Source organism: Streptomyces sp. NPDC007162 (assembly GCF_040634175.1).
In the GTDB taxonomy this organism is placed as follows: Bacteria; Actinomycetota; Actinomycetes; order Streptomycetales; family Streptomycetaceae; genus Streptomyces.
Genome location: NZ_JBEYFC010000600.1, coordinates 1 through 4,797 on the forward strand (window position 1 = coordinate 1; position 4,797 = coordinate 4,797).

General features: G+C 71.4%; 6 protein-coding genes and 1 riboswitch. Of the genes, 2 read left to right on the top strand and 4 right to left on the bottom strand.

Going from position 1 to position 4,797, the window contains the following annotated elements:
* Positions 1–275, bottom strand: a 275-nt coding sequence (locus ABZ646_RS40115; protein WP_360530758.1) for a helix-turn-helix transcriptional regulator, incomplete at its 3' end; no start/stop codon positions are given.
* Here ABZ646_RS40115 and ABZ646_RS40120 point away from each other — a divergent pair.
* Together ABZ646_RS40120 and ABZ646_RS40125 are read left to right on the top strand one after the other, a co-directional pair.
* The gene (locus tag ABZ646_RS40120) at positions 274–801 is read left to right on the top strand and encodes an N-acetyltransferase family protein (RefSeq protein ID WP_360530761.1); all 528 of its coding nucleotides are present in this window, start codon (positions 274–276) and stop codon (positions 799–801) included. The two genes, ABZ646_RS40115 and ABZ646_RS40120, sit on opposite strands and share 2 nt — an antisense overlap.
* 42 nt (positions 802–843) lie before the next feature.
* Positions 844–1,446, top strand: a complete 603-nt coding sequence (locus ABZ646_RS40125) for a TetR family transcriptional regulator C-terminal domain-containing protein (RefSeq protein WP_360530764.1) — start codon at positions 844–846, stop codon at positions 1,444–1,446.
* Between the two features lie 50 nt (positions 1,447–1,496).
* Here the strand turns inward: ABZ646_RS40125 and ABZ646_RS40130 are convergent, their stop codons facing one another.
* From ABZ646_RS40130 to ABZ646_RS40140, 3 genes are all read right to left on the bottom strand, one after another.
* Positions 1,497–2,282, bottom strand: coding sequence for an SGNH/GDSL hydrolase family protein (locus ABZ646_RS40130; RefSeq protein WP_360530767.1), 786 nt, complete (start codon positions 2,280–2,282; stop codon positions 1,497–1,499).
* A 145-nt stretch (positions 2,283–2,427) separates the two neighbouring features.
* Positions 2,428–3,144 carry a DUF6250 domain-containing protein gene (locus tag ABZ646_RS40135; RefSeq protein ID WP_360530770.1) on the bottom strand — a complete coding sequence of 239 codons (717 nt, stop codon included), beginning with the start codon at positions 3,142–3,144 and terminating at the stop codon, positions 2,428–2,430.
* A 216-nt stretch (positions 3,145–3,360) separates the two neighbouring features.
* The gene (locus tag ABZ646_RS40140; RefSeq protein WP_360530773.1) at positions 3,361–4,284 is read right to left on the bottom strand and encodes a LysM peptidoglycan-binding domain-containing M23 family metallopeptidase; all 924 of its coding nucleotides are present in this window, start codon (positions 4,282–4,284) and stop codon (positions 3,361–3,363) included.
* Positions 4,285–4,288: 4 nt separating this feature from the next.
* Positions 4,289–4,450: riboswitch (cyclic di-AMP (ydaO/yuaA leader) on the bottom strand.
* Positions 4,451–4,797 lie beyond the last annotated feature (347 nt).

The window sequence follows — 4,797 nt, forward strand, 5'->3', positions numbered from 1 at the left end:
ACCGTGTCGGTCACGGCGTCCGGCGGGTCCGGCGTGCCCTCGGCGAGGGCGAGCAGGGAGGCGACGCTGAGGCGGAAGGCGGCGGACAGCTTGCCGAGGACGACGGCGGTGGGGCTGCTCTCGCCCCGTTCGATCCGGCTGATCATCGCCGCGGAGACGCCGGACGCGTCCGCGAGCTGCGCCAGGGTCCAGCGGCGCCGCTCCCGTTCGGTACGGACCCGGGCCGCGATCCGCGCCACGAGGGCGTCCACCGACGGATCTACTATGTTGGACATGAATCCAATATACGAGAGGAACCCGGTGGTGACGGTCCGCCCGGCACAGGCCGGTGACGCGGAAGCGGTGCGGGCGATCCGCAACCACGCGATCGAGCACTCGACCGCCTTGTGGACCGACACCCCGCAGACCCCGGCCGAGGGAGCGGCCTGGTTCGCCGGCCACCTGGGACGCGGCTCGGCGCTGGTGGCCGAGGTCGCCGGCGCTCCGGGCGAGGTGGCCGGATTCGCGGTCTACGGGCCGTGGCGGGCTCTGGACGGCTACCGGCACACGGTGGAGGACTCCGTCTACGTGCGTGAGGGCAGCCAGGGACTCGGCATCGGCTCCGCGCTGCTGGCCGCGCTGATCGCCGCGGCACGCGAGGCGGGCCACCATGTGATGATCGCCGGCATCGAGGCCCGGAACGCCTCGTCCGTCCGGCTGCACGAACGGTTCGGCTTCGAGCACGCCGGCACGGTCCGGGAGGTGGGCACCAAGTTCGGCCGCTGGCTGGACCTGACGCTCATGCGGCTGCCGCTGTCCTGAGACCGCGACGCGGGTGGTGGGGCGACGGATTAGGGTGACCGCGTGGCGAGAGTGCGGTTGAGTGTGGCCGAGCGGCGCGAGGAGCTGCTGCGGGCCGCCGTCGAGCAGATCGAGGCGCGGGGCGTGGCGGCGGTGCGGATCGCGGATGTCGCGTCGGCCCTCGGCGTGAGCAACGCTCTGGTGCTGTACCACTTCTCGACCAAGGAGAAGCTGGTCGCCGCCGCGTTCACCCACGCCGCCGAGGAAGATCTGACGCATCTGCGCCGGCTGCTCGGCCGCCGTGCGCCGGCGCTGCGCCGACTGCGGGCTGCGGTGCGCTGGTACGCGCCGACCGGGCAGGCCAAGGGGTGGCGGCTGTGGATCGAGGGCTGGGCGGTGGCGTTGCGCGAACCCGCCCTGCGGGACGTGACCAGGAGCCTGGATCAGCAGTGGAAGGCCGCGCTCGCCGAGGTCATCGCCGAGGGGGTGGCAGCCGGTGAGTTCCGGTGCCCCGACCCGATGGCCGCGGCCCTCCGGCTGACCGCCTTGCTCGACGGGCTCGCGGTCCAGCTCACCTCCTACCCGGGCGCCGTACCGCGCTCGCGGGCGCAGAGATGGGCCGACGAGGCGCTGGCCCGCGAACTGGGACTGCCCGAGGAGCGGTGACGGGCGGCCCTCCAGGGGGCCGCCCCTCACCCGGCGCGCGGGCGTACGCCTCAGGCCACGGAGGCGATCCGCATCCTGATGTCGTCCGGCGAGAGCGCGCCCTTGGCCGTGACGTGGTCGCCCGAGGACTCGCCGCGCAGCCGTCGCCCGATCCACGGGACCAGGTACTCGCGGGCCCAGTGCACGTCGTCGCGGCGGACCTCGAGAGTGCCCCGGGGCGGCAGTGGCGGCCAGGGCTGGTCGGGGTCCGCGGGTATCTCGACGCCGAGCACCTGACCGGCCCGCAGCGCCACGCGCGTGTGCCCCTCAGGAGAGAGGTGGAGCCGGTCGTCGTCCCAGGCCCGCCGGTCCTGCACGGTCTTCAGGGACCACAGGTCCAGCACCGGGCAGCCGTACCGGTCGGCGATCGCCCGTACATGACCGTTGTAGGTGGCGATCTTGCCGCGCAGGTGCTTGAGGACGGGCATGTTACGGGTGTCGAAGCCGGTGGTCACCATGACCGTGCCGATGGCCCCGGTCAGCCGGACCACGGCCCGCTCGAACCGCTCGGCCACCTCGTCCGGGTCGGTGCCGGGGCGGATGATGTCGTTGCCGCCGGCGCAGAAGGAGACCAGGTCCGGGGCGAGTTCCAGGGCCTTGGGCACCTGGTCCGCCACGATCTGGTCGAGCAGTTTCCCGCGTACGGCGAGGTTGGTGTACTCGAAGTCGCCCTCGGGGCGCCGGTCCGACAGCAGTACCGCGAACCGGTCGGCCCAGCCGACGAACGCCCCGTCGGGGCCCGGGTCGCCGACGCCCTCGCTGAAGCTGTCCCCCAGCGCCACGTACGACCCGATCACTGATGCATTGTCACTCTTCGAATCGTCTGCCACGTCGGACCATGATTCACCTTTTACTGTGACCTACGCGACCGTAATAAGGGGTTGACGATCGGTGAGATAAGACACTTTTAAATACTCTGCCAAGCCTGGAATAAGGGCCTGGTCAGCGACGTTGACGCGATGATCCCCAGACCCGGAAGTCGCTGATCAGAAAGTGGCTCCAGGTGGTCCGGAAGGCGAAGTGCCCGCCCGTGTAGGGCTGGGGGTCGGTGTAGTCGAAGACCAGCCGTCCGTTGTTCCACCAGCGTACGGAAGAGCCGTCGGAGACGATCCGGACGCGGTTGGGTTCGTTCGCGACGAGCAGGGGTTCCGGGTAGTCGTAGATCAGCGGCCGGACGCCGGGCTCGCCGACGTAACGGCGCAGCCGGGTCGTGGTGTTGTAGTTGGCGCCGTAGCCCGAGTAGTACGTCGTCAGGTAGTCGTACTCGGCGAGCGCGCCGCCGCGCGGGGTGGCGAACAGGTCGTCCGGGGAGCGGACGTCGGTGGCGTTCCAGAAGTTGTTGAGGTCCGAGACACGGTCGTCGGGGCCGCCCGCCGAGACCGGTGTGGCGGTGTACTCCAGGACGTACGGCCCTTCGAGCCGTCGCCGGAACCAGACGGTCGCCCCGGCGGGCACGTCGATCTCCAGGATCCCGTCCGCCGCGGCGACCGTGCCGCCCTGCTCCAGTTCGGCGGACCACTGGCCCAGACCGTGGCGGAAGTCGTCGTGGGCGAGCAGGCGGCGGTGCCGGGGTGCGGCGCTCGCGGGTGCGGCGGGAGTGAGGGCCGCGAGCGCGGCCGCGGCGGTCAGGGCCCCGAAGGCTCGGCGGGTGGTCGTCATACGGCAGGTTCCTTCCGGTGCGGCAGAGGTCACGGAAAGCGCTTTCACCCAACGGGGTTCACTCTGCCGCCACCAGGCCTTCGCTGTCGATGCCCGGGGCACCGATGCCACGAGAAGGAAACACCGAAGGCCGGACCCGGGGATCGGGGGTCCGGCCTTCGGAGTGCGTGTCAGTGCGTGTGCGTGTTGGTGCGTGTCGGACCGGTGGGGCGTCCGTCAGCCGACGGCGAGGCCCTTCGAGCGGAGGTAGGCGACCGGGTCCACGTCCGAGCCGTAGTCGGGGCCGGTACGGATCTCGAAGTGCAGGTGCGGGCCGGTCACGTTGCCGGTCGCACCGGAGAGGCCGATCTGCTGGCCCGCGGTCACGGTCTGGCCGACCGAGACGGAGAGCGCGGAGAGGTGGCCGTACTGCGCGTAGTAGCCGTCGGCGAGCCGGATGACGACCTGGTTGCCGTAGGCGCCGCCCCAGCCGGCCGTGACGACCGTGCCCGCACCGACGGCCTTGACGGGGGTGCCGGTGGGCACGACGAAGTCGACACCGGTGTGGTAGCCGCTGGACCACATGCTGCCGGCCACGTGGTAGCCGGTGCCGACGGTGGCACCGCTGACCGGGAGGGTGAATCCGGAGGCGGTCGCCGCCGGGGCGTCCGGGGTGGACGGGGTGGACAGGGTGGCCGCCGAGGACGAGGCGGACGACTGCCCCTCGGGCCGGGCACCGGAGTCCGCGGTACCGGTCGTCGTAGCGCCGCGGCCGCCGAGTGTGAGCTCCAGGCCGGGGTGGATCAGCGAGGGGTTGTCGCCGACGGCCTGCCGGTTGTCGGCGTAGAGCCGGTGCCAGCCCCCGCTGACGTTCTGGTCGCGGGCGATCCGCGAGAGGCAGTCGCCGGGCACCACGGTGTACGTGCGGTGCGCGGAACGCGCGGCGACGGACGTCCGTACGGCCGCCTCCTTCGGCGCCGTCCTCGCGACGGCCGGCAGCGACTGCGGGGCCTTCGCGGAGACGGACTGCGCGGTGGCCGCGTGGGCGCCGGTGGCCCCCATGAGCGGCAGGGCCAGCGCGGCACCTCCGGTTCCGGCGACGGCCATCGAACGGGTGAGACGCTGGGTCTTCGGGCGGCGGTGCTTACCCCTCGCGGGCATGGCGCGTTCCTCTCCGGCGCCTGCGAGGTGAGCTGTCGGGTTCGGGCTGGAGCTGCCCGGTCACGTGTGAACGCGTGACTGCACCCCTGACCTGTCCCGGGAACCGGAACAGGCGGTCTTGCCTGGTGGGTCCCCCGCTCCTGCCGGGCACGGGTGAGTGTGTGGGGACTCCGGGCGGCGGCAGGATTCGGCGTTCCGTCCGGATGCGTGGCGAACGTAAGCGAGCAGGACGCACCCGGACAAGCGAACGGTTCCCGCCGTCCTGGTTCCGCTTGATCCGTTACGGCGGTTCGCGGTCACCCTCCGTGAATTCCGGTGTTTCCCGCTCCCGTAAATCCCTTGTAAAGCACCTTCATTACGTGAGCATGACGCGCGACGGTCGGTCACGAATATGACGCTCCTCACGCACGTCATGCCACATCGGGTACTACACGGACCCCGTCGACGGAATCTTCGGCCCGCACTCGCAGGCCGCGATGGAGCTCGCCCAGCAGACGTACAACAGCGTCTACC

What these genes read in the sequence shown, in the direction of transcription:
- ABZ646_RS40120 (WP_360530761.1), top strand. Translation starts at nt 274, where the DNA reads ATGAATCCAATATACGAGAGGAACCCGGTGGTGACGGTCCGCCCGGCA.
- ABZ646_RS40135 (WP_360530770.1), bottom strand. Translation starts at nt 3,144, where the DNA reads ATGACGACCACCCGCCGAGCCTTCGGGGCCCTGACCGCCGCGGCCGCG.
- ABZ646_RS40140 (WP_360530773.1), bottom strand. Translation starts at nt 4,284, where the DNA reads ATGCCCGCGAGGGGTAAGCACCGCCGCCCGAAGACCCAGCGTCTCACC.